This is a genomic window from Methylophaga sp. UBA3192 (assembly GCA_002363955.1).
Lineage (GTDB): Bacteria > Pseudomonadota > Gammaproteobacteria > Nitrosococcales > Methylophagaceae > Methylophaga.
In genome coordinates this window covers 190742-212173 of sequence record DEXE01000007.1, presented here as the reverse complement: position 1 = coordinate 212173, position 21432 = coordinate 190742, and the positions used below count along the sequence as shown (strand labels likewise).

Sequence of the window (21432 nt, the reverse complement as noted above, 5' to 3'; positions counted from 1 at the left end):
TCCTATATCAGTTGTGTGAATAACATCAGTGCGGAAACTGCCATCAAACCGATGGCAAAGATTTTCTGTAAGCTGGCATTGGCAATCCTGTGACTGAGTAACTGTCCCGCAAACATACCGAGTAAACCGCCGGTAATTAACCAGGCCAGTGAACCCAATGACAAATGTGTTGTTTCGCCCAATACAATATGAGCAATAAAACCGCTGCTGCTGATAAACGCTATGACCACTAATGAGGTGCTGACCGCTTGTATCATGCTGACCTGACTGAGCAAAAGCAGTAAAGGGATAATCAGAAACCCACCGCCCACGCCGAATAATCCGGATAACAAGCCGACCATTAAACCGCCCAACAGCAGGCCGCTCATACATTTTGGACGCATTTGAAATTGGCCGGTTGGACTGAATTTACACAGCAGGCCATTAGTGCTCTCTAATGATAAATGACTGCCACGTACGACTTTACTGGCTTCCGGCATCGTTGTTGCCGTCAACCACATACGAATGGCAATGAGGATGGCTAAAATACTGAACCCTGCCATCAGTATGGTTTCACTGAGCATCGTGCCTAACACTTTGCCAAGCGGTGCCGCCAATATGCCGCTACCGGCCAATAGGGCCGCTGGCAGCCATAAAATAGTTTGTTTTGTGAGATTTCGTACGCTGCCATACAATGTGATGGCAGCGACAGCCGCTAACGACAATGTCACCGCTTCATGAATTGAAATGCCGCCAATCATAATCAAAAGTGGTACGGCAAATACCGAGCCGCCTGCGCCGGTCAGGCCCAGCAATAAACCAATCACAATGCCCAGTATCAGCAGCATGATTTTTTATTTATTCCATGGCATTTTGGCGATGATCATGCCCATCGCACAGCTATCGGTTATTCCTGAGAACATCAGTCCTGCGCCGACAAAACCGGATAGGGCAAACCAGGCTGAATGTATCGCAAACCCTAAAATCACCCCCAGTAACACCAAACCACCCGCAGTAATACGTACCTGACGTTCAATTGAAATAGCTTTTCCTTGGGTAATCACCCAATCAGGATTCATCTTTTCAACAGCTTGAATGCCGCCCTCAATGACCACTAATGATTGGGAAACTTGCCCATCAATTTGTTTGGCGGCAGTTTCTGCACGTCGTCCTGAATGGCATAAAAAATAAATTTTCTCAGGGTTAGCTGATTGCTTGTTGATTGCCTTTTGCAATGCTTCAACATTGAAGGCCTGTAGTGGCAAATGGATGGCGCTGGGCAACGATTTTGCGTTAACTTCGGCGGTTGTTCTGACATCGATGATGCAAATATCGTCAGGTGTTTTGTTTAAAAATACTGTTTCTGGTTTTTCGATGGAATAACTCATGATTTTTCTCCACATGAAGAAGTTTGATATTTAGGACAGTACAGAGATTGCAAAACGGCAATGATGCGTAGCGCGGCATCGCCATTCAGTCGGTAATAGACGGTTTGTGAGTCTTTGCGTGTTTTGACTAATTCAGCATGACGCAGACTGGCAAGATGTTGTGATAATGCCGACTGACTAAGCGGCACCAGATGATTGATTTCACTGACGGCCAGTTCCTGGTTTCCCAAAGCACATAAGATCATTAGCCGATGCTCGTTGCTCATTTGCTTGAGCAAAGCGGCTGCTGCTTTGGCATGGGATTGCATTTCGCTAATCTCAGGAAAAGATAGGGGGAGAGTGCTCATAAGAGATCCTTGCAAAAATAATAGTGCAAGTATATTCCAGTTTTCTAAATTAGAAAATACTAAATTAGTGTTTGTTAATGTTTTTGGCTGAAGTACTAACAATTAATGGGAAAGTGAAAAGAAAGCTGGCGTATAGCACGCCAGCTGTTATTGCTTTACTCGATTTTTACGAATTCGCTAACGGGCACATCGGACATGACTTTTCGTAGATCATTGGCGCTTAATGCTAAGGCATAGCCTAAAACACCACTGCCAATAATCACCTGTTCAAACTGGAATGCACTGTTATCAGCTAAAACCATAACTGTTTCAGGTAACGCGATGGGGGGCACGGCACCAACGACATAGCCTGTAGCTTCCGAGACTTCATCAAATTCAGCCATGCGCAGTTTTTTCTCGCCAAGTTGTTTACGAAGTGCAGCCCAATCGGCACGTCCACCTCCGGCTACTGCCAGCAGGCAAAACTGACCCGAACCGGTTTTAAATAACAAACTACGTACTACTGAATTGGGATCGCGACCCTGACTACTCAGTAACTCTTCCAGATTACGGATCGGTTTTTTATCTTCACTAAGCGGTATTTCAACTACTTCGTAGGTAACTGCGTGCTGCGTTAATAATTCAGTGACTGGCGAGCTGATAGTCTGGCTCATGGATTCTCCATCAAGGTGATTCGAAAATGGTTACTGTATGAATTAATTGCTCAAACTGTCAAAGCAATAGCGTAATAATTCCTAAAGAGATAAATACAATCGAAGCTGCATAGCGAGCTGCATTTAAAGGCAATTTTTGCATCAGCTGATGACCGAATAACACAATAGGTACATTCGCTAGCATCATGCCAACTGTCGTACCGAGTGTAACAAGAAAGAACTGCTGATATTGGGCGGCCAGAATAACGGTGGCGATTTGTGTTTTGTCACCGATTTCGGCCAGAAAAAATAACACCAACGTTGCGACAAATGCCCCGTAACGATTCAAGTTTGAGGAAGCATCTTCTTCTTTGTCAGGAATTAATATCCATAAAGCAACCGCAATAAAACTGATGCCAATAAGTAACCTGCCAGTTTCAGGAGAGATGAATTCAGTGATCCATACTCCCAGCCAGGCGGAGAGACCGTGATTAAGCAGGGTAGCGAATAAGATGCCGAAAATGATGGGAATGGGGGCACGGAAACGTGCTGCTAGGAATAACGAAAGGAGTTGGGTTTTATCACCAATTTCCGCCAGGGCAACGGTGGTGGTTGAAACAAAAAAAGCTTCCATGATTTGGCTACTCAGGCGGGATAAAAAACCAAAGGCAAATAACAACTACCCGCCTATGGAGTTGTTATTTGCCTCAGGTCTTGCCAATGCCATTCCAGCGAATGACACGAATCTGCCATGCGTCTTGAGGACACAAGTATGTTGACAGATTCACGCACTAGGGTCTGTTTGTCTTTCATCGTCGATGAGAGATAAACAGGCCCTAAGATGGGTAGACTACTCCCCTAAGACAGTGGGCATTATAAGCAGGCTGTTAATTTGCTGCAATGAATGGTTTTTTATTCTCTGAGTTGCCAGGTGGGCTGGTCGTTTTCATTAATGATGTGGTGTTTGATTAACCATTGCCGCGCATCTTCGGCATCTTCTTCAAACCAGGCTTTGGCACTGCCGAGGCGGAAACTGTAACCCCAACTATCCATATCCAGCATCATCCGATCTCGACCGAGATCAGGCAGAAAATCACTAAGTAAGATCTGCAGATAACAGACGCCATTTTCTTCGTCGTAATCACCGGCCGCATCGGTATCTAAAGTAATGCGCCGTTGACCATCCATGCAGATATAGTGCCCGGCTTCATGTAGCGCCGAATGTACTGGCGTATCAAGCCGCAGCAATAATTGATTGCCTAGCAGTCCAGCTTCACGTTCACCAAAGAAACTGCCGGGTATGGCTTCATGCTCAGCAACCGGTTTGATTTCAATACCGTAAGGCTGAAGCAGTGTTTGCAGATGTTGCTGATAATACGCTGTGCAATTCACCACATTTTGCGGATCAGACACGTCGGGCATCACCAATAATATGATTAATTACCAGGCCTGCCAGCGTTAAACCGAAAATAGAGGGCATATAACTCACTGTGCCATTTACAGCACGGGCCCGTCCGCGACTGACTGGTTCCGGGGGCAATGGTGGTAACGGGTACTCCAGCGAATAAACGGTTTGGATACCTTTACCGACACCGCGCTTGCGTAAATGTGAACGTAACTGTTTGGCGAGTTTGCAAATAGACGTATTCATTAAATCGCCGGTACGCACCTGGTTCGGATCAAGTTTGCCGCCTGCGCCCATGCTGGAGAATACCGGCAACTGATTACGCCATGCGGTTTCCAGTAGGGTGGTTTTGCTGCTCATGCTGTCAATCGCATCAATTATTACGTCAAAGCCTTGATTGAGCGTGTCAGGAATCGTTTCCGGCGTTAAAAATTCAGTAATCAGGTTCAGTTCACATTGCGGATTTATATCTGCGATCCGTTGTGCCATGACTTCGACTTTTAATTTACCGACTGTTGAGTTCAGTGCTACCAACTGACGGTTCATATTGGAGGCTGAGACCACATCATGATCCACCAATGTCATTTTGCCCACACCCATGCGCGCTAAAGCTTCTGCCGTAAAAGAGCCGACGCCGCCCATACCGGCCAGAAAAACATGACTGTTTTGCAGCCGTTCAATACCGGTATCGCCAAGCAAAATATGGGTGCGCTCAAATAATGGGTTGTTGTGCGCCATGAATTTACCTCTGGACCAATTTTAATTGCCGCTATTTTCCGATAACCGCCCGTTAATGGCAAAGCCGGCTTATTTCAGGCTGAATGTTGAGGCTTAAATTGTTTTACTGACTGTATAAAATCGTTTTCACTGGCATCACCACGATAACGGACATGCATATACAGTGTGCTTATGGTAGAAATTTGTTGCTGGTAAGCAGGAAAAGCCTGTTGCGCACGTATGGCAAACGCCTCTGGACCTTCATTCGGCTGTCTTTCGATGCCATGTCGTGCCAGTGTGCTACAAAATTTCAAATAGGCGCGCTGTACCCTGTCTGTCGAATGAGACTTCAGTCTTAGCGTGGTCCAGGCAATCCAGATGAATACCATTGCAATACCAATTGCCAGCCAGCGGATCATTTTTTGCCAGTCCGGTTGCTGCATGCCAAGCTTTTTAAGCAATTCCAATTGTTTTTCCGGTCCATAACTGACTACCCACATATCCCATGCGCTATTCAGTGCATCCCAATTGTTTTTGGCGGATTGCCACATTTCCACCAACCGATCATTGTTGGCAATCGCTCTGGGCGAGCGTCGTTCAGCTGGCAATAAATCCCCCATACCAAAGTCTACCCGATTACTCGATACTGCGGCGGTGGGATCAATTCTGAGCCAGCCTTTGTTGGGAAGCCAGACTTCAGTCCAGGCATGAGCATCACGTTGCCGAACGGTCAGAACCTGATCGACTGGATTGATCTCACCCCCCTGATAACCGGTCACAATTCGGGCCGGAATGCCCCCGGCACGCATCAATATGGTGAAACTTGCAGCATAATGTTCACAAAACCCTTGCCGGGTCTCAAATAGAAACTGGTCAATGGTGTCGCCACGCAAAGCCGGTGGTGTCAGGCTATAGCTGAAATTCTGCTGACGGAAATATGCTAAAACCGCATCAATATAAGCCTCATTTGATTCACTTGTTTCGATTAGTTGTCTGGCTAGTCGCTGACTGCGGGGATGATGATCTTCCGGTAAATTTAACCCATATCGCAGATATGGGTCATTCAGCGGATTGAATAAATACTCGGTATTGGAGCTGAGCCGATATTGGATGCGTTGTTTGACGGTTTCCTGACTGTTTAATTCGCCATCACCACTCAGTCGGGTCTGCATGGTTGCAGGATAGGCCGTTGGAAAATCCAGTGCAAACAGCCAGCGCCGATCATGCGGTTCCAGAGTCATACTGTAGGAAAGTGCTTCTCCAGAAACGCGGATTTTTGATACGGCATCGGACTGTTTTTGATTATCCTGCAACGGTAACCAGCGTTTACCATCGGTGTGCCACAGCACCGGGCCACGCCAGTATAGATTTTGTCTGTCTGGAAACCGGTTGTTATCAAATTTGACGCGAAAAGCGATCGCATCGGATTGAATCAGCTGACTGATATTGCCAATAGTGATGTCATCAGACATTCCAGTGGTTGCGCTGTTGCGTGGCGGTAATTCGCCCAATGTCATGCTGTCTGGCAAACTGTCAGGGATATCCATGGCGTCATTCGGTAGTCCCCATATCGGACCGGAAATACGAGGAAACAGTACAAACAATAACAGCATTAACGGTGTGGCTTGCAGCACCATAATACTAGCCTGTTTAACCCGGCTTTTTGCAGAACTGTCAGTTTCGTTGACGGTAATCAGACAGCTGGTCAGCAGGATCACATTGACCAGCATTAAAATGACTATCGGAATCGTCTGATTAAAGAAAAAGTGGGTTATTACCAGGAAAAATCCCATAAAACAGCTCAGGTAATAATCCCGCAGACTTTTCACTTCGACAATCTTAAAGGCAGCCATGGTAGTCAATAACGCTACACCTGCATCGCGGCCAATGGTGATGCCATAGCTGTAAAACACCAGCAAGATAGTCAGTACGGCACTGACCGAGTGCAGACCTTTTAACAAGCGTTTATCGGCGGGCAGAGGCCATCCTCGCCAGCTGTGCATCAGCCGCCAACTCATCATGAACAAGAATATCAGTGCAACCCAGATGGGCTGATAGAAGAAATGCGGAATCGCAATAATGGTCAGTGTCACCATCAGCCAGTGAATAGCCGGTTTTGAGGGGGCAATAACGGGTTTTTTATTCGCCATATAACGCCAGACTCTGCAGACATTGGTGCCGATGTTGTTCGCCACTGCTGACGGCAATCGTTTGATTTGGCATGCTCAAACCATATTGCATCCCGGCCGCATCAGCAGTGAGAATCCACTGGCACAGCTGCGACAACCTGGCTTCAGTATCAGGTAAATCAGCTACAGCTTCCCACTGCAACATCAATGACTGGCCCGCCGGACTGCTGAATTGTTTGGTGCGTAACACACCATCACGCGCCAGCGCTTTCCAGGCAATATGTTGTCTGGCATCACCTTCACGATAACGATGAAAGCCGGCAAAATCATCAAGTCCATGCTGATGTTGCAATACACCACTTTCTTCCAGTGCCGAAGCGAGCGGTAGGGATTTATTGCCGACTGGTTTGGGATAGACCAGAACCCGTTGTTTGATCTCAATAAAAAACCAACTGAATAACAGGCCGATAGGATAGATGCTGGAGAGTCGGAGGCGTCCTAACTCCAGCCATCCCCGCCGGGTGGTTGGGATGGGGATCAGATGCTGACTGGTTTGCTCAGCAGCTATGGCTGAGGCCTTATACACTGCAACATAGCGAGAAAATTGTTTTAACGGCCACCAAGCTGATCGATGACCTGATGGCAAATACGCTATCTCCAATTGCCGGATGGGGCGGGGACTCTGGTTGGTCAGATTTAGCGGTAATGGTATGTTCTGTTCGCAAAATACCGGTTCAGCCTGACCAAGTTGAAAATCCAGTTGACGCACATTGCGATAACTGTGATGCATGGCTACATGGCCGACACCGACCAGCAGAAAACATAGCAAGTGACCAAGACTGTTGTTGTAGTTAATCGCTCCCAGCAACATCACCAGAATCAACATCGAATAGCTTAATCCATAACGGCTGGGCAGGATATAAACGCGATAACGCTGCTGCTGACGCCAGCGCTGCCAGTATTGTCGGGCCCACATCAGGGGATCACCACCTGCTGCAGAATATCGTTCGCCCAATCCGCCGATTGCAGATGTTCACGGGCTTGCAGACGATGTTGCACAATGCTGGGAAACACGGCCTGCACATCTTCAGGAAGTACAAAATCCCGTCCACTGATCATCGCCCAGGCTCTGGCGGCTTGAATTAGCCCCAAGCCTGCGCGCGGCGACAGACCGTTATAAAACTGGCTACTTTGTCGGGTGTAACGTAACAATGCCTGCACATAATCAATTAACGCTTCACTCAAGGCGATATGGCTGGCAGTTTGTTGTAATTTGATTAATTGGTGCGGGGTTATTTCGGCATCGAGTTGTCTGAGTAATTGTCGTCGGTCTTCTCCCATTAACAAAGCCCTTTCAGCCTGATGATCGGGGTAACCTAGCTGAATCCTCATAAGAAAACGATCCAGTTGTGACTCAGGCAATGGGAATGTGCCAATCTGATGGGTTGGGTTCTGAGTGGCGATAACAAAGAAAGGATCTTCCAGCGGATAGCTATCGCCTTCGATAGTCACCTGCTGTTCTTCCATAGCTTCCAGCAAGGCACTTTGCGTGCGCGGAGAAGCCCGATTGATTTCATCAGCCAGCAGTAACTGGGTAAAAATCGGTCCGCGATGAAAGCTGAATTGGTGTTTTTCAGGATCATAAATCGACACACCGAGAATATCCGCTGGCAGCATATCGCTGGTGAATTGCACCCGCTGAAAACGTAAACCCAATGTGGTGGCAAGCGTATGTGCCAGCGTGGTTTTACCGACACCCGGTAAATCTTCAATCAATAAATGACCACGGGCAATCAGACAGGATAAGGCCAGTTTGACGGCGTGTTGTTTACCCAGGATCACCGCGTTAATCGAGTGGAGTATGCGATCAGTGCTGCCTTGCGTCATGGAAAGTCCTGTATTGATATAGGTTATTGTTGTTGTCGGAATAGACATGTTAATTTGATTTGGGTTCTTTTATTTTTACTTGAGGGTTTTATATGTCAAACGAAGGTTACCACGAGCCGTTTAATGAATTATCGGATGAAACCAAAGATATGCATCGTGCCATCGTATCGTTGATGGAAGAGCTGGAGGCCGTTGACTGGTACAACCAGCGGGTAGATGCCTGCAAAGATGCGGAATTGAAAAAAATTCTTGAGCATAATCGTGATGAAGAGAAAGAACACGCTGCGATGACGCTGGAATGGATTCGTCGCAAGGATAAAAAAATGGATGAGCAATTACGCGATTATTTGTTTACTGAAGGTGAAATCACCCATCATCACGATTAATCAGATATTAAATAATTGACGACAATTCGCGGAGGTGATTTCAGCAATATGAGCGATGGATTCACCGCGCAATTGACTGAGCTTTTCCAGGATAACCGGAATATTTTCGGGGGAATTGCGCTCCCCCTGATGACCACAAAGCGGCATATCAGGAGCATCGGTTTCCAGCACAATCTGCGATAGTGGCAACTCAGTAAACAGGCGTTGCAGCCTTTGTGCCCTTGGGTAGGTTAATGCACCGCCGATACCTAATAGAAAATTAAGTTTGCGGTATTGCTCAGCTTGCTGAGCGCTGCCGCTGAACGCATGGACGATGCCGCCAGGTAATTGTTTTTGGCGTAATAGTTTCAACACCTCATCATGGGCTTTACGCACGTGCAGGATAACCGGCAAAGCATATTTAACGGCAATATCCAGTTGGGCATCAAACAAACTTAACTGGGCAGCCATATCGACATTTGAAACATAAAAATCCAGGCCGATTTCTCCGATTGCTATCGGCTTGTATTGTTGTACAGCGTCATCCAGAAGTTGCATAGCATCATCCGGATGCTCATCCATAAACATCGGATGACATCCCAAAACCAGCGAAAGCATTGGCGAGCTTTGACATAATTTAACTTGCTTTTGCCAGCTACTGACAGTGACACCGGGTATGACAATTTTTTCGATACCGGATTGAAGGCAGTTTTGCAGGATAGTGTCGCGGTCTGTATCAAATTCGCGAAAGTCGAGATGGCAATGACTGTCAATCAGGTGCAACATGTTAATACTGCCTTTATAAACAGAGGAACACTTTATGTCTGAAATCTATCATGAAGCCAGTAAGCCACATGAGCGCCTAATGTTCAACGTGGCGATATTTCATTTTTTTGTTCCGGCCATTTTGTTTGGCACCCGAAACCTGTGGTTAATTTTCTCATTATCGCTGCTGGGTTCCCTTGTGATGATTGGGTCAATAGCCTATAAAGCGTACAACTCACAAGACCAGACTGCATTGGTACAAGCCCATTGGAAACTTGCCTGGAAACGATGTTGGTACTTGCTGGGTGCTTATCTGGTTGCCGCCGTCATATTTGGTCTTGGTTCATTTTTACTCATGTCACAAGCCGATGAGAGCATGCGATTTATTCAGCGTTCAGTGCTCGGTTGGTTTGCTTTAGTACCGATTTCATTGACGTTAATCGCCTTGATTGTGCTGGAGGGGAGTGCATTGGTGCAGGCACGCAAAGGCGTGATGCCTTCAGAGATGAAACTGTAATCAAACAGTTTTAATCGAGCGTAATGATTTCATTTTTTGCCAGCCCCTCTCCACGTGGGTCACTGGCAGCACTGAGATTGCGGGTTGTTTTATCGGCAACAATCACCTGCATATTGCCAAATCGCCGGTTTAATATATCCAGTTGATGACCTCGGTGGATCAAATCATCTTGCTCCGCCTCACTAAAACCGGGCGTTTCCATTTGTATCCGGTCTGGCAGATATTGATGATGTAATCGAGGTGCAGTAACAATTTCCATCGCGTCCAGACCGTCGATGAAATGCAGGATACCTTGCATCACCATGGTAATAATCCGGCTGCCACCCGGGGTGCCGATGACCAGTAAACGCTGATCATCCTCAACAAAACTGGGGGTCATACTGGAGAGGGGGCGTTTGCCTGGTTCGATCGCATTGGCCGATTCACTGACCAGCTCATACGCATTCGGGCTGCCAATTAAGGCAGAAAAATCATCCATTTCATTATTAAGTAATACGCCAGTATTGCCAGCGACAAAGCCGCTGCCGAAAGGCAGATTAATACTTAGGGTGGCGGAAACCCGATTTCCGTAATGATCGACTATCGAAAAATGGCTGGTGTCTTCACCTTTATTACTGAATTCATCCGGTAAATCATCACTTTTGCTGGCAGCTTCTGCATCAATATCGGCAGCCAGCTGCGCCGCGTAGTTGGCATCGGTTAAATAATCCGGCACCTCAACAAAATCACTGTCGCCTAAATGTAGAGTGCGTTCGCGATAGGCCCGGCGCATTGTTTCAATCAACCAATGTCGTTTTTGTTGGGCGGTGGCTTGCAGGTAATCCAGTGTATTCAACTGATTCAGCATTAAGCTGATTAATTGTCCGCCTGCTGATGGTAAAGCTGCTGTGGTGATGGTGTAACCCGCAAATTGGGTTTGCACCGGTTGGCGTATTTTCAGTTGGTAATTAGACAGATCCTGTTGGGTCCAGATACCACCGGCAGCCTGCACCGATTCCACCATCTGTTGAGCGATATCCCCCTGATAAAAACCATCGCGCCCTTTCTCGGCAATCGCTTCGAGGGTGTTGGCTAAATCCTGTTGAATAATTACCGTGCCTAATTCGGGAATGTCATCTCCATCCAGAAAGATTGTTTTGGCTTCGGCATTTAATGCCTGTTTTCTAAACCCCATATAGCGCTGATAGCGCGGCTTGACAGCAAAGCCTTCTCTGGCATAACGAATTGCCGGGGCAAGTGTAGTTGGTAATGGCAACTTACCATAATGCTGTGTCAGATAATCCAATGCTGCCGGAGTGCCGGGAATGGCGGCGGCCAATGGACCATTAAGCGATAAATCGCGTAACACCTCACCATTTTCATCCAGATACATATCACGATGTGCTTTGGCGGGTGCGGTCTCGCGACTGTCTAACATGATTTGCTGTTTATCGGCTTGACGATGCAATAACCAGAAACCGCCACCACCGAGACCTGAACCGGCGGGTTCCACTACCGCTAGAGCAGCACTGACAGCAACGGCGGCATCAAAGGCGTTCCCCCCTTGTTGCAGAATTTCAAATCCGGCTTCAGTTGCCAGCGGGTGAGCCGAAGCAATCGCTGCTTGTCCGCTTTGGTTTTGAGCAACGCTAAGTGGAACGATCAGAACATAGAGCAGTAGGCTGGTGATTAATCTCATCGATGATGTTTTTGTAGGGCGGCAAGCCTATCCTGTTCTTTTCGTCTGGCTTTTTCCAGTCGGTGCTGTTCGGCAGCTTCGTTAGATTCCATACCGATATGTGCTTCCCCGCGTTTTAATGCCAGCTGTATCTGTTTCTCACGCTCGGCATAGCGGGCTTTCTGATCGGCAGTGGTTTTATCAAAGCAATGCGGGCAGGACACACCGCGCTGGTATTTTTCACTTAGTTTGTCTTCTTCAGTGATCGGTAGCCGACAGGCATGGCATTGATCGTATTCGCCTTTTTCAAGACTATGATTGACGGTAACGCGTTCATCAAACACAAAACATTCACCTTCCCAAAGTGATTCCTGTTCAGGCACATCTTCCAGATATTTGAGGATGCCACCTTCAAGATGATAGACCTCTTCAAAACCCTGTTCTTTCAAATAGGCAGTGGATTTCTCACAACGAATACCACCCGTGCAGAACATCGCAACTTTTTTATGTTTTTGCGGATCCAGATGCTGTTTTACATATTCCGGAAACTCGCGGAAGCTTTCAGTGTGCGGGTTTACCGCATTTTTAAAGGTACCGACCCGCACTTCATAGTCATTACGTGTATCGACCAGCAGGACGTCCGGATCGCTGATCAACTGATTCCATTCTTTGGGTTTGATATAGGTGCCTACCGACTGTTTCGGATCAATGCCTTCCACACCCATGGTGACGATTTCACGTTTTAATTTTACCCGACTGCGCAAAAATGGTGGCGTATCGGTATACGACTCTTTGTAACTCAGATCTTTAAGTCTGGAATCGGCCCGCAGATAATCCAGTAAGGCATCAATCGCTTTTCGCGAGCCGGCGACAGTGCCATTGATACCCTCCTGTGCCAGCAATAGGGTGCCGCGCACCTCATGATCCAGCATGAATTTGAGTAACGATGGCTTGAGCGCAGGATAATCCTCTAATGTCACAAATTCATAGAGTGCGCAGACCACAGTTTGAGCCATAGTTGGTATTCCGTAACGAGTAAATAGACCCTACATTTTACAGGGAAATTGTCAGGCCGTGTATGCTGACTTGACAGCAAGCCTTAGCAAGCAGTAAATAATTTTACCAATCAACCCATTGAGGTGTGAAATGGATGAATTGCAACAACTCAAACAAGAAAGTGAACAGTGGCGCGCTGATCATCTTCGCTGGTTGGCCGATGCCGATTCATGGACCCATCATACTCAAAGACTAATCGCTGTTCTGCATAAACTGGAACGAAGTTTACCTGAACATACCGCCAAACTGGATCAACATATTGAATTAATCATTCAACATGAAGAAACCATAAACCGTTATGAATGCGGACTTGACCCTCAGTGCATGACTAGCTGTGACAGTTATATTGATCTGGAAAAGCAACGGGCATTTCACGATAAATTGCGTAAGCTGCACCATAAAATGCAACTGCATCATCAACAATTCAGCGAGCAATATAAAAAACAGATGCAGCTCTTTTATGAACAGGCACAAATGTTAATGCAGGAAATTGCCGAGGGTTAGCTGCTGTTGCTCTTTCATTGCCATCACCGTTTTGGTTAATGGCTATACAACCCGGGATCCCATTTCTTTTAAAAGATTTTTGCCGAATTGCGTCAGTGCCATATTTATTAGAAGCAGTGATATTTTGTGAACGAAAAGTAGTTGTTTCAGCATAAGGTGCGCCTCAACCCTTAAGCTATGCATTATGTGTATTAATGCCGCGATTTATAGCGCATTAGCAACCATAAGAAAAACGGCCCGCCAAGTAACGTGGTAATAACGCCAACGGGCAATTCTGCAGGGGCAATGATTAATCTGGCGAGGGTATCGCAAATCACCAGAAAACTGCCGCCAAACAATAAAGTTGCCGGTATCAGATAACGGTGATCTTCACCGATTATCAATCTGCAGATATGTGGCACCATCATACCAACAAAGCCAATAGGACCACATAAGGCCACGATAGCGCCCACGCACAATGAGGTAACAAAAAATAAAGCGTAACGGACATATTTCACCGAAACACCTCGACTGGAGGCGATTTCATCGCCGGCCATCAGCAGATTCAATTCGCGGCTCAGATAAATAATCACTATTGCCGTCAGGCCGACAAAAGGCAATAGTTGTCTCAGTTCCTGATACCCCACCACCGTTAAACTGCCCATTAACCAGCGAATAATTTGAAATGAATCGGCGACATTGCTGAGATATTGAATAAACAGAATCAGGCTGGAAAAGAAAAAACTGATAGCAACGCCGGTTAACAATAAGGTTTCGCCGGAAAAACCGAAGCGAAAACGGCTGATACTGTAGACAAAACTTATCGCGAGTAACGCGCCGGCAAATGCACTGAGGCTGGTAGCCGTTAAACCTAATATCGTAAAACTGATGCCAGCATAGACACTGATTGCTGCGCCCAGCGATGCACCACTGGCGACGCCCAAGGTAAAGGGTGTGGCCAGAGGATTACGAAACATTGCCTGAAACACCATGCCACAAAGCGCCAGACCACTGCCGGCGATAAACCCAAATAACATCCGTGGAATACGCAGTTCATAAATGATCATTTGCTGAATCTCTGCGGAGCCAGCTTCTGAAAAGTCCAGCCAGGGGCTGGCCAGCATGACCAGAGCGGTGAACAGCGTTAATAAAATCAGTTTAAGCCGTATACTCATGATTCATCCGCCAAAGCAATCAGCCGGTTATGCTGCGGATGCTGAACAAATAAGAAGTCCTGTTGATAAAGTAATTTCAGACGGGCTGCATCCAGAAAGTCTTCTGCCTTACCATGCCAGAGGCCTTTTCCACCCAGTAATGCCAAAACATGCCTGGCATGGTGTGCGGCATGATTAATGTCATGTGTCACTTCAATAATGGTCTTGTGATGCTGCTGATTCAGTTTGCTGATCAATTGATGTACAGCCACTTGATGATGCGGATCCAGAAAGGCTGTGGGCTCATCCAGTAACATGATGGGCGTATCCTGTGCCAATGCCGCCGCAATCATGACCCGCTGGCATTCACCACCACTCAGGGTCGACATTTTGCGATGGCGGAATGGCCGACATTCGGTGATATCAAGGGCATTCTCCACCATGTCATGGTCATGGGGTTGCCATTCTGAAAATACATGGTGATGGCTGTATCTTGCCATTCGGACAAACTCTTCAACAGTGAAGGTCAGATGACTGCCGCCGGTTTGTGGTACATAGCTGACCCGCTGAGCTAACTGTTTATGGCTGAATTGGCTGACTGTCTGACTATCAATTGTGATTGTGCCACTGTGGATTGGCATGATCCCAATCAGGGTTTTTAACAAAGTACTTTTTCCTGAGCCGTTGGGGCCCACAATACAAAGATAATCGCCTTGCGTGATATCAAAGCTGATACTTTCAATCAGCGTTTTATCGCCAATCTTTACCGATATGTTTTGACTGTTAATCATGCGAGTCCCAATCAAGCTGTGGATGAAATATCCGTGCCAGCTGTTCAGCCAGTTGAATGATTCTGGGCCCGGGAATCACCGCATAATCGGCCTGAATAATATGTAATTGATTGTTCCGGACAGCGTCAATTTGGTCCAGGCGCTGCCATTGCTGGCGCAGTTCACTGATATCGGGGGAATACACCCCAGCATCCGGAAAAATATCGACAATGATTTGCGGATTCAGCCTTAACAGACCTTCTGTAGACAAGGCTGGCACTCTTAGCTGTTTGCCTTGATAGACGTTTTTCGCACCGGTAAATGACAATAAGTCATTGTAAAAATCCTGTTGTCCAGCGATATACACTTTATCCAGATAATGAGTGTTTGAACTGTGGGCAATGGCCAGTAGCACGTTGGGTTGCGGATGCCCCGCAACTTTTTGCTGAATGGATTCAAGACGCCGGTCAAAATCATTGAGCAAAATTTCAGCCTTAGCCGGTTTATCCAATGCGGCAGCAATATCGCTGATGCTGTTACGAATACCGGCCAGGCTTGAATTGTCAATGCTTAACGTTTGAATACCTAACTGTTGCAGTTGCTTTTTCAGCGCATGCTGACGCTCCAGCAGGATGACCATATCCGTTTGTAAACGAACAATCTGTTCCAGGTTTGGATCAAGATAGCCGCCCACTTTGGGGAGATTTTTTACTTTGGCGGGATATTGGCAGTAGTCGGTTACTGCAATCACCCGGTCTCCCGCATCAATGGCAAACAGGGTTTCGGTAATACTGGGGGCCAGGCTGATGATCCGCTGCGGACTGGATATGGCAGGCACATTACTTACTGGCTGCGGTTTTTCAGGCTGCAACCAGACAAAAACAAATACTGCAATAAACACCAGAATCGGCCAAAAACGAGCCATTTTGGCTTTCCCGTAATCAAATCAGCCTATTATACTGCCTGATGTTGATACAGATTAGGTAAAGCGCATGAATCAGATTATGCAGCAAGCAGAGTGTTTATTTACTTTGCAGGTTATCGATAAACGTCTTGAGCAATTGGCTTCCAGGCTGAATCAGGATTATATTGATAAAAATCCAGTATTACTCTGTGTGATGAATGGTGCTGTGATGACCATGGGACATCTATTGCCGAAGCTGCAATTTAATCTGGAAACCGATTACATACATGCCACCCGCTATGGCGATAAAACAGTCGGGGGTGAGTTGAACTGGCGAGCAAAACCAAACATTGAACTGAGTGGCCGCCATGTATTGCTGGTCGATGATATTTACGACGAAGGCATTACATTAGCCGCCTTACGTAAATTTTGTCAGCAAAGTGGTGCTATATCGGTGAAAGCGGTGGTGTTGGCAGATAAACAACATGCCGATAAATATGGCATCCAACCGGAGTATATCGGCTTACAGATCCCCGATCGCTATGTATTTGGGTTTGGCATGGATTACAAAGGCTATCTGCGCAATGCGCCCGGTATTTATGCGGTTAAGGAGAGTGCATCATGATCGGATTGATTGGTGGCAGCGGATTATCTCAGCTGGATGGGTTGATTCTGCAAGAGCAAATGCAGCGGGCGACCCCTTTTGGCGAACCTTCGGCACCGTTAATGGTGGGTACTTTTGCGGGTAAAGAGGTCGCTTTTCTGCCCCGGCATGGAGAACACCATACGATTCCGCCACATTTGATTAATTATCGGGCGAATATCTGGGCGATGCATCAATTAGGTGTTGAACAGATTCTCGCTGTTGCTTCAGTGGGCGGCATTACAGAAGAATACAAACCGGGTGTAATTGCCTTACCGGATCAACTGATAGATTACAGCTGGGGCAGGGAGTCCAGTTTTGCCAGCGAGGATTTTGCGGCAGATAAACACATAGATTTCACCTATCCATTTGATGAAACACTGCGTCAGCAAATACAGTTGGCTGCCAATAGTGAAGAAATGTCAGTGATCGATGGTGGCAGCTATGCGGTCACACAGGGGCCAAGATTGGAAACTGCTGCCGAGATTGGCCGATTTAAAAAAGATGGCGCCGATATGGTGGGCATGACGGCCATGCCTGAAGCGGTGTTGGCGCGAGAGCTGAATATTGCTTATGCCAGCATAGCGGTGGTGGCAAATCACGCCGCAGGCTTAAGCTCACACCCATTGACCATTGAAGCAATCCTGGAAACCATGGAAGAGTCTATGGTACAGGTACATCGACTGTTAAAAGGTGTTATTCCGCTGTTGTAGCTTCACCTTCAGAGGGCAGAGAGTAGGTTTCTGGCCCAGTCATATTAGATAACACCTGATCCGGTGTCGATACTGGAATTAGCTGTAAAATCGCCCCAAACCGTGGGTGGTCAAAATAATGCACCTGTTTACTGCGAATACGGCGCAGTTCCACTAAACGAGGTTGATGCAAAGTATGGAATGAGTCACTCTCAACTGATCTGACACCATCCTGCAGCCATAAGTCCAGATTTGCATGCAGGTAGGTGGCGATATGGAAACGTACTTGTCCTTTTACCCGATCAGATTCTATCGCTACTGCCTGGGCACGATTACGGTTGCCTACCGCTTGTTGCCAGGATTGATGACTCACCACCCGATAACCTGCTGAATTGCGAAGACGTTGTGCAATATTACCCAGATTTTTATTTCCAGCCGGTTGAATGGCTTTATTCGCCATGCCAACACTTAATGGTGCAGGATCCTGCAGAGTAAATACTGGTGACTGCTCATTGTCGGAGGGATTGAGCACTTCAAATACAATCAGTTCAACGTGATACCACTGCTGAGCCTGTGCGACGACACCAAAACTCATTAAAGCGACAAGTAATATGCTGCGAATAAGGCCCATAAATTTCATAGAAAAGTGATCCCGAATGACGAATATGACTATTGTCTAACGCCAACCTGAAAAAGTCCAAGATCTAGGTGGCTATGAACAATCAATAGCCCCTGATATTCTGCATTGCTGGTATCATCCAGTGAACATCAAAAATCACAATGGAGCAAACTGAATGGAAGGTTTTTCGCTATTTGTCATCGTCGTGCTGGTACTCGCCGTCGTCCTGATTTTAATGGGCGTAAAGTCAGTTGATCAGGGTTGGGAATTTACGGTTGAACGGTTTGGCCGCTATACCCGAACCTTACGTCCCGGTTTGAATCTGATTGTGCCGGTGATTGATAAGGTGGGTGCACGTATCAATATGATGGAACAGGTACTGGATGTACCTTCTCAGGGTATTATCACCAAGGATAATGCGATGGTGCGTGTTGATGGTGTGGTGTTTTATCAGGTCATTCATGCCGCAAAAGCGGCTTATGAAGTCAGTGGACTGGATAATGCGATTCTGAACTTAACCATGACCAATGTGCGGACAGTGATGGGGTCAATGGATCTGGATGAACTGCTCTCCAAACGCGATGAAATCAACACTCGATTATTAACTGTAGTGGATGATGCAACAACGCCGTGGGGAATTAAGGTTACCCGTATTGAAATCAAGGATATTGAGCCACCGGCTGATCTGATTGAAGCTATGGGCCGGCAGATGAAAGCTGAGCGGATTAAGCGCGCCAATATTCTGGAAGCTGAAGGACATCGTCAGTCTGAAATTCTGCGCGCAGAAGGGGAAAAGCAAGCCGCGGTATTAGATGCTGAAGGGCGCCGTGAAGCCGCTTTTCGTGATGCGGAGGCGCGTGAACGTTTGGCGGAGGCGGAGGCCAAAGCGACAGCAATGGTGTCAGAAGCCATTGCCAAAGGTGACTTGCAGGCAGTGAATTATTTTGTCGCCCAAAAATATATTGAAGCACTTAAAGATATGGCCAGTGCAAATAATCATAAGATCATCATGATGCCACTGGAAGCGAGCAGTGTAATAGGGTCATTGGCAGGTATAACCGAGCTTGCCAAGGAAGCCTTCATCAGTAAAGAGAAGTAATATGCCGATTATCGTAGACTTCTGGCATTGGTGGGTATTGGCTGTAGTACTGATTACACTGGAAGTGATACTGCCCAGTTTTTTTGCTTTATGGATGGGAATTGCGGCGTTTATCACCGGCTTGGTATTACTGCTGTTTCCCGAGATTCCATGGCAGTTTCAATGGCTGATGTTTGCCGTGTTATCAGTGCTCAGCATCGTGCTTTGGCGCAGGTATTACGTAAAACATCCGATTAAAACAGATGAGCCGTTGTTAAATCGCCGTGGTGAACAACATGTCGGTCGTATTATTACCCTGACCCATCCTATTGTGAATGGACAAGGGAAAGTCATTCTCGATGATTCGACCTGGAAGGTACACGGTCCCGATTGCCCGACAGGTACCCGTGTTCAGGTTACCTCCGTGGATAGCGTCATTCTTAACGTTGAAATAATTATCTGAACATTATGGCTTTTTTGATTGATTTGATACGTCATGGTGAACCCCAGGGCGGTAAACGATATCGTGGTCAACTGGATGATCCGTTAAGTGAGTTGGGCTGGCAGCAAATGCGATCTGCCACCATGGATAATCCACCCTGGCAGCAAATTGTCAGTTCGACATTGAGTCGTTGTGCGGATTTTGCCAAAGAGCTTGAAGTTAAGCATGCCATTCCACTACAACTGGATACACAATTTACCGAAATAGGTTTTGGTGACTGGGAAGGCAAAACGGCCAGTGAACTGGAACAACAGGATAAAGCGGCATTTTATGCTTTCTATGAAGATCCCATCCGTAATACACCTGCCAATGCAGAACCATTGCTCGATTTTCAACGGCGCATTCAACAGGCCTGGCAAACCTTGCTGGAACAGCATGCAGACAAACATATTCTGCTGGTTGCCCATTCAGGTGTTATTCGTATGATTCTTACTCAGGTCCTGGCGATGCCTCTGGAAGCCATGTTTCGCATCCAGGTTCCTTATGCCTCGGTTAGCCGTATTGTTATTTACAACGAAGGCCCCAGACTCTATCCCCAATTACAGTTTCATGCAGGAAAACTATGACGGCGTTTTTTAATACCGGTTTAAGCCAGCAGCAGTTTCTGGCTGAGTACTGGCAAAAAAAACCATTCGTTATTCGTCAGGCTTTTCCTCTGCCTGTGAGCGAGCTGACCCCCGATGATTTGGCGAGCTTTGCTGGCGAAGAGGATATTGAGTCACGTTTGATTCAGGAGTTTGGGGAAAAGCCCTGGCAGTTAAAACATGGCCCTTTCGATGAAAGCGATTTTGCTGCATTACCCGAAACGCACTGGACTTTGCTGGTTCAGGATATGGATAAGCATTATCCACCGTTACAGAATCTGCTGGCGGCTTTTGACTTTCTGGCAGACTGGCGCCGCGATGATGTGATGATCAGTTATGCACCGGAAGGGGGATCCGTTGGACCGCATACCGATAGTTATGATGTTTTTTTGTTACAGGCACAGGGGACGCGACGCTGGCAAATCAGCGATAAACCGTTAGATAACGCCATATTCAGAGATGATACTGATATGCGTATTTTGCAGCAGTTTTCAGCGGAACAACAATGGGATTTGCAACCGGGTGATATGCTTTATTTACCGCCTCATTATGCGCATCATGGTGTGGCATTAAATCCATGTTTGACGTTTTCGGTAGGTTTTAGAGCCCCATCGCAGTTACAGTTGCTTGATGCTTTCAGTCACACACTGCAGGAGCAGGATATTGCCGAGCGACTCTACGCCGATGCTGATATAAACGTAACGTTTTCAGCAACGGAGATTGATGCTAACGCAATACAGCGGTTTCAGAAATTATTGCTGGACACCATAAATGAAAATACCGGGTTGATGTCATTAGCTGTTGGGCGGCTGGTCACCGAGACAAAATCAACCTTAGAGGTTTTGGCCGACGAATTTATCACCGATAAACCTAAGCTCGATGAGTTGGAGAAACGATTTAATAACGGCGAATATTTACAACGCAATGTGTATATTCGCTTTGCCTGGCATAAAGACTCTGCCAAGGCGTATTTATTTGTAGCCGGGGAAGCCTATTGCGTTGAACTTGCCGCTGCAGAACATCTCTCTTGGTTCACCACTAAAGCCCAGCTTAATCATCAGGACTGGCAGTGTTTACGCAAATATCCTGTATTAGCCGATGTCTGTTGTGAACTGATTGCCGAAGGTGCCTTCTATTGGCCGGAAGAGTTTGTCTAAAA

26 protein-coding genes are annotated in these 21432 nt (G+C 46.8%); 9 read left to right on the top strand and 17 right to left on the bottom strand.

Annotated features, from left to right (window positions below; genetic code table 11):
- Nucleotides 1–2: 2 nt before the first annotated feature.
- From B2337_RS11990 to B2337_RS11945, 10 genes are all read right to left on the bottom strand, one after another.
- On the bottom strand, nt 3–827 hold the full coding sequence (locus tag B2337_RS11990) for a sulfite exporter TauE/SafE family protein (RefSeq protein ID WP_292413743.1): 825 nt from the start codon (nt 825–827) through the stop codon (nt 3–5).
- A 6-nt stretch (nt 828–833) separates the two neighbouring features.
- Nucleotides 834–1367: a rhodanese-like domain-containing protein gene (locus B2337_RS11985; protein WP_292413746.1), complete on the bottom strand. Its 534-nt coding sequence runs from the start codon at nt 1365–1367 to the stop codon at nt 834–836.
- The gene (locus B2337_RS11980; RefSeq protein WP_292413748.1) at nt 1364–1714 is read right to left on the bottom strand and encodes an ArsR/SmtB family transcription factor; all 351 of its coding nucleotides are present in this window, start codon (nt 1712–1714) and stop codon (nt 1364–1366) included. Before B2337_RS11980 ends, B2337_RS11985 begins: the two co-directional genes overlap by 4 nt.
- 155 nt (nt 1715–1869) lie before the next feature.
- Nucleotides 1870–2367: an aminoacyl-tRNA deacylase gene (locus B2337_RS11975; RefSeq protein ID WP_292413749.1), complete on the bottom strand. Its 498-nt coding sequence runs from the start codon at nt 2365–2367 to the stop codon at nt 1870–1872.
- Between the two features lie 58 nt (nt 2368–2425).
- Nucleotides 2426–2980, bottom strand: coding sequence for a TMEM165/GDT1 family protein (locus B2337_RS11970; RefSeq protein ID WP_292413751.1), 555 nt, complete (start codon nt 2978–2980; stop codon nt 2426–2428).
- Nucleotides 2981–3258: 278 nt separating this feature from the next.
- Complete coding sequence (locus tag B2337_RS11965; RefSeq protein WP_292361596.1) at nt 3259–3759, bottom strand: hypothetical protein; 501 nt, start codon at nt 3757–3759, stop codon at nt 3259–3261.
- Nucleotides 3752–4489, bottom strand: coding sequence for a tRNA threonylcarbamoyladenosine dehydratase (locus B2337_RS11960; RefSeq protein ID WP_292361597.1), 738 nt, complete (start codon nt 4487–4489; stop codon nt 3752–3754). Before B2337_RS11960 ends, B2337_RS11965 begins: the two co-directional genes overlap by 8 nt.
- A 74-nt stretch (nt 4490–4563) precedes the next feature.
- Nucleotides 4564–6618, bottom strand: coding sequence for a transglutaminase TgpA family protein (locus tag B2337_RS11955; RefSeq protein ID WP_292413753.1), 2055 nt, complete (start codon nt 6616–6618; stop codon nt 4564–4566).
- The gene (locus B2337_RS11950; RefSeq protein ID WP_292742641.1) at nt 6608–7573 is read right to left on the bottom strand and encodes a DUF58 domain-containing protein; all 966 of its coding nucleotides are present in this window, start codon (nt 7571–7573) and stop codon (nt 6608–6610) included. Before B2337_RS11950 ends, B2337_RS11955 begins: the two co-directional genes overlap by 11 nt.
- The gene (locus B2337_RS11945; protein ID WP_292361600.1) at nt 7573–8484 is read right to left on the bottom strand and encodes an AAA family ATPase; all 912 of its coding nucleotides are present in this window, start codon (nt 8482–8484) and stop codon (nt 7573–7575) included. The genes B2337_RS11950 and B2337_RS11945 overlap by 1 nt, the downstream gene beginning before the upstream one ends.
- A 92-nt stretch (nt 8485–8576) precedes the next feature.
- On the opposite strand from B2337_RS11945, the gene B2337_RS11940 reads away from it, so the two are divergent.
- Nucleotides 8577–8870, top strand: coding sequence for a ferritin-like domain-containing protein (locus B2337_RS11940; RefSeq protein ID WP_292361601.1), 294 nt, complete (start codon nt 8577–8579; stop codon nt 8868–8870).
- Here B2337_RS11940 and B2337_RS11935 read toward each other — a convergent pair whose 3' ends face one another.
- The gene (locus B2337_RS11935) at nt 8871–9635 is read right to left on the bottom strand and encodes a TatD family hydrolase (RefSeq protein ID WP_292413756.1); all 765 of its coding nucleotides are present in this window, start codon (nt 9633–9635) and stop codon (nt 8871–8873) included.
- A gap of 34 nt (nt 9636–9669) precedes the next feature.
- On the opposite strand from B2337_RS11935, the gene B2337_RS11930 reads away from it, so the two are divergent.
- Nucleotides 9670–10131: a hypothetical protein gene (locus B2337_RS11930; RefSeq protein ID WP_292361603.1), complete on the top strand. Its 462-nt coding sequence runs from the start codon at nt 9670–9672 to the stop codon at nt 10129–10131.
- A 10-nt stretch (nt 10132–10141) separates the two neighbouring features.
- On the opposite strand, the gene ggt is transcribed toward B2337_RS11930, so the two are convergent.
- Together ggt and B2337_RS11920 are read right to left on the bottom strand one after the other, a co-directional pair.
- Nucleotides 10142–11809, bottom strand: a complete 1668-nt coding sequence (gene ggt / locus B2337_RS11925) for a gamma-glutamyltransferase (RefSeq protein WP_292413758.1) — start codon at nt 11807–11809, stop codon at nt 10142–10144.
- Nucleotides 11806–12804, bottom strand: coding sequence for a rhodanese-related sulfurtransferase (locus tag B2337_RS11920; RefSeq protein ID WP_292413760.1), 999 nt, complete (start codon nt 12802–12804; stop codon nt 11806–11808). Before B2337_RS11920 ends, ggt begins: the two co-directional genes overlap by 4 nt.
- Before the next feature lie 130 nt (nt 12805–12934).
- On the opposite strand from B2337_RS11920, the gene B2337_RS11915 reads away from it, so the two are divergent.
- Nucleotides 12935–13348 (top strand): hypothetical protein, encoded by a 414-nt coding sequence (locus B2337_RS11915; protein WP_292413761.1) that lies wholly within the window; start codon nt 12935–12937, stop codon nt 13346–13348.
- 191 nt (nt 13349–13539) lie between these two features.
- Here the strand turns inward: B2337_RS11915 and B2337_RS11910 are convergent, their stop codons facing one another.
- The 3 genes from B2337_RS11910 to B2337_RS11900 are packed head-to-tail and all read right to left on the bottom strand — an operon-like array spanning nt 13540 to nt 16176.
- A complete protein-coding gene (locus B2337_RS11910; RefSeq protein ID WP_292361607.1) occupies nt 13540–14502 on the bottom strand; it encodes a FecCD family ABC transporter permease in 963 nt (320 codons plus the stop codon).
- Nucleotides 14499–15272, bottom strand: a complete 774-nt coding sequence (locus B2337_RS11905; protein ID WP_292413763.1) for an ABC transporter ATP-binding protein — start codon at nt 15270–15272, stop codon at nt 14499–14501. The genes B2337_RS11910 and B2337_RS11905 overlap by 4 nt, the downstream gene beginning before the upstream one ends.
- Nucleotides 15265–16176: an ABC transporter substrate-binding protein gene (locus tag B2337_RS11900; RefSeq protein ID WP_292413764.1), complete on the bottom strand. Its 912-nt coding sequence runs from the start codon at nt 16174–16176 to the stop codon at nt 15265–15267. The genes B2337_RS11905 and B2337_RS11900 overlap by 8 nt, the downstream gene beginning before the upstream one ends.
- Before the next feature lie 67 nt (nt 16177–16243).
- On the opposite strand from B2337_RS11900, the gene B2337_RS11895 reads away from it, so the two are divergent.
- Together B2337_RS11895 and B2337_RS11890 are read left to right on the top strand one after the other, a co-directional pair.
- Nucleotides 16244–16780 (top strand): hypoxanthine-guanine phosphoribosyltransferase, encoded by a 537-nt coding sequence (locus B2337_RS11895; RefSeq protein ID WP_292361610.1) that lies wholly within the window; start codon nt 16244–16246, stop codon nt 16778–16780.
- Nucleotides 16777–17511 carry an S-methyl-5'-thioinosine phosphorylase gene (locus tag B2337_RS11890; protein WP_292361611.1) on the top strand — a complete coding sequence of 245 codons (735 nt, stop codon included), beginning with the start codon at nt 16777–16779 and terminating at the stop codon, nt 17509–17511. Before B2337_RS11895 ends, B2337_RS11890 begins: the two co-directional genes overlap by 4 nt.
- Here the strand turns inward: B2337_RS11890 and B2337_RS11885 are convergent.
- Nucleotides 17495–18130, bottom strand: a complete 636-nt coding sequence (locus B2337_RS11885; protein ID WP_292413766.1) for a CsiV family protein — start codon at nt 18128–18130, stop codon at nt 17495–17497. The genes B2337_RS11890 and B2337_RS11885 overlap by 17 nt on opposite strands.
- Before the next feature lie 154 nt (nt 18131–18284).
- Here B2337_RS11885 and B2337_RS11880 point away from each other — a divergent pair, with 154 nt between their 5' ends.
- From B2337_RS11880 to B2337_RS11865, 4 genes are read left to right on the top strand one after another with little or no spacing between them, the layout of a single operon-like run.
- Nucleotides 18285–19208: an SPFH domain-containing protein gene (locus tag B2337_RS11880; protein WP_292361613.1), complete on the top strand. Its 924-nt coding sequence runs from the start codon at nt 18285–18287 to the stop codon at nt 19206–19208.
- Nucleotide 19209: 1 nt separating this feature from the next.
- Nucleotides 19210–19650, top strand: a complete 441-nt coding sequence (locus B2337_RS11875; RefSeq protein WP_292361614.1) for an NfeD family protein — start codon at nt 19210–19212, stop codon at nt 19648–19650.
- Nucleotides 19651–19655: 5 nt separating this feature from the next.
- The gene (locus B2337_RS11870; RefSeq protein ID WP_292361615.1) at nt 19656–20255 is read left to right on the top strand and encodes a histidine phosphatase family protein; all 600 of its coding nucleotides are present in this window, start codon (nt 19656–19658) and stop codon (nt 20253–20255) included.
- Nucleotides 20252–21430, top strand: a complete 1179-nt coding sequence (locus B2337_RS11865) for a cupin domain-containing protein (protein ID WP_292413767.1) — start codon at nt 20252–20254, stop codon at nt 21428–21430. Before B2337_RS11870 ends, B2337_RS11865 begins: the two co-directional genes overlap by 4 nt.
- Nucleotides 21431–21432 lie beyond the last annotated feature (2 nt).

What these genes read in the sequence shown, in the direction of transcription:
- B2337_RS11990 (WP_292413743.1), bottom strand. Translation starts at nt 827, where the DNA reads ATGCTGCTGATACTGGGCATTGTGATTGGTTTATTGCTGGGCCTGACC.
- B2337_RS11985 (WP_292413746.1), bottom strand. Translation starts at nt 1,367, where the DNA reads ATGAGTTATTCCATCGAAAAACCAGAAACAGTATTTTTAAACAAAACA.
- B2337_RS11980 (WP_292413748.1), bottom strand. Translation starts at nt 1,714, where the DNA reads ATGAGCACTCTCCCCCTATCTTTTCCTGAGATTAGCGAAATGCAATCC.
- B2337_RS11975 (WP_292413749.1), bottom strand. Translation starts at nt 2,367, where the DNA reads ATGAGCCAGACTATCAGCTCGCCAGTCACTGAATTATTAACGCAGCAC.
- B2337_RS11970 (WP_292413751.1), bottom strand. Translation starts at nt 2,980, where the DNA reads ATGGAAGCTTTTTTTGTTTCAACCACCACCGTTGCCCTGGCGGAAATT.
- B2337_RS11960 (WP_292361597.1), bottom strand. Translation starts at nt 4,489, where the DNA reads ATGGCGCACAACAACCCATTATTTGAGCGCACCCATATTTTGCTTGGC.
- B2337_RS11955 (WP_292413753.1), bottom strand. Translation starts at nt 6,618, where the DNA reads ATGGCGAATAAAAAACCCGTTATTGCCCCCTCAAAACCGGCTATTCAC.
- B2337_RS11950 (WP_292742641.1), bottom strand. Translation starts at nt 7,573, where the DNA reads ATGTGGGCCCGACAATACTGGCAGCGCTGGCGTCAGCAGCAGCGTTAT.
- B2337_RS11945 (WP_292361600.1), bottom strand. Translation starts at nt 8,484, where the DNA reads ATGACGCAAGGCAGCACTGATCGCATACTCCACTCGATTAACGCGGTG.
- B2337_RS11940 (WP_292361601.1), top strand. Translation starts at nt 8,577, where the DNA reads ATGTCAAACGAAGGTTACCACGAGCCGTTTAATGAATTATCGGATGAA.
- B2337_RS11935 (WP_292413756.1), bottom strand. Translation starts at nt 9,635, where the DNA reads ATGTTGCACCTGATTGACAGTCATTGCCATCTCGACTTTCGCGAATTT.
- B2337_RS11930 (WP_292361603.1), top strand. Translation starts at nt 9,670, where the DNA reads ATGTCTGAAATCTATCATGAAGCCAGTAAGCCACATGAGCGCCTAATG.
- ggt (WP_292413758.1), bottom strand. Translation starts at nt 11,809, where the DNA reads ATGAGATTAATCACCAGCCTACTGCTCTATGTTCTGATCGTTCCACTT.
- B2337_RS11920 (WP_292413760.1), bottom strand. Translation starts at nt 12,804, where the DNA reads ATGGCTCAAACTGTGGTCTGCGCACTCTATGAATTTGTGACATTAGAG.
- B2337_RS11915 (WP_292413761.1), top strand. Translation starts at nt 12,935, where the DNA reads ATGGATGAATTGCAACAACTCAAACAAGAAAGTGAACAGTGGCGCGCT.
- B2337_RS11910 (WP_292361607.1), bottom strand. Translation starts at nt 14,502, where the DNA reads ATGAGTATACGGCTTAAACTGATTTTATTAACGCTGTTCACCGCTCTG.
- B2337_RS11905 (WP_292413763.1), bottom strand. Translation starts at nt 15,272, where the DNA reads ATGATTAACAGTCAAAACATATCGGTAAAGATTGGCGATAAAACGCTG.
- B2337_RS11900 (WP_292413764.1), bottom strand. Translation starts at nt 16,176, where the DNA reads ATGGCTCGTTTTTGGCCGATTCTGGTGTTTATTGCAGTATTTGTTTTT.
- B2337_RS11895 (WP_292361610.1), top strand. Translation starts at nt 16,244, where the DNA reads ATGAATCAGATTATGCAGCAAGCAGAGTGTTTATTTACTTTGCAGGTT.
- B2337_RS11890 (WP_292361611.1), top strand. Translation starts at nt 16,777, where the DNA reads ATGATCGGATTGATTGGTGGCAGCGGATTATCTCAGCTGGATGGGTTG.
- B2337_RS11885 (WP_292413766.1), bottom strand. Translation starts at nt 18,130, where the DNA reads ATGAAATTTATGGGCCTTATTCGCAGCATATTACTTGTCGCTTTAATG.
- B2337_RS11880 (WP_292361613.1), top strand. Translation starts at nt 18,285, where the DNA reads ATGGAAGGTTTTTCGCTATTTGTCATCGTCGTGCTGGTACTCGCCGTC.
- B2337_RS11875 (WP_292361614.1), top strand. Translation starts at nt 19,210, where the DNA reads ATGCCGATTATCGTAGACTTCTGGCATTGGTGGGTATTGGCTGTAGTA.
- B2337_RS11870 (WP_292361615.1), top strand. Translation starts at nt 19,656, where the DNA reads ATGGCTTTTTTGATTGATTTGATACGTCATGGTGAACCCCAGGGCGGT.
- B2337_RS11865 (WP_292413767.1), top strand. Translation starts at nt 20,252, where the DNA reads ATGACGGCGTTTTTTAATACCGGTTTAAGCCAGCAGCAGTTTCTGGCT.